We start from the raw sequence: 543 nt of genomic DNA on the forward strand, positions 1-543 counted from the left end.
CGCAGCAGGTCCGAGGGCAGCACCGTGCTGATACCCCCGCGACTCCATCCGGTGCTGGGGTCGTCGTGGATGTAGAACCACAGTTGTTGCGCGAAGTTCGGATCGGAGCCGCCGGCACGTTCGTAATGGATGGGATGTTGCGCGTCGCCTGAGCCGATGAGTGCCACCGGAGCCCGCCACAGTCCTTCTCCGACGTGTACGCCCGAGAACGCGTCGCCGAACACCGAGACCAGGGTGCCGTTCGGAGCCAGCACCGATGCGCCGAGATCGGTTGCGGTGACACCCCATCGGTCGGTGATTCCGACGCCGGTGACATCGGCGAGCTTTACGCCACGCCGGGCGGCGGTCTGCGCGCGCGAACGTCGGCCGTTGGTGGCGCTCTTCCAGCGGGACAGCGTCGACCGGCTGATGCCGGTGTCCGCCGCTATCGCCGCGACGGCCTCAGCGGAGTTCATCCGGTGCAAGGCTTTTCGACGCACTTCCACCGAGTAGCGGCCGCCCACCCGGTCGACGGCCTCCTTGGTGACACTCACCAGCCGGCCT

General features: G+C 67.8%; 1 protein-coding gene. It reads right to left on the reverse strand.

All coding sequences use genetic code 11. The annotated features are described in order from the left end of the window. The coding region (locus RNB18_RS50930; protein ID WP_311720917.1) for a DUF4185 domain-containing protein at positions 1-543 on the reverse strand (543 nt) is incomplete at both ends.

The organism is Streptomyces doebereineriae, assembly GCF_031845645.1.
GTDB lineage: Bacteria > Actinomycetota > Actinomycetes > Streptomycetales > Streptomycetaceae > Streptomyces > Streptomyces canus.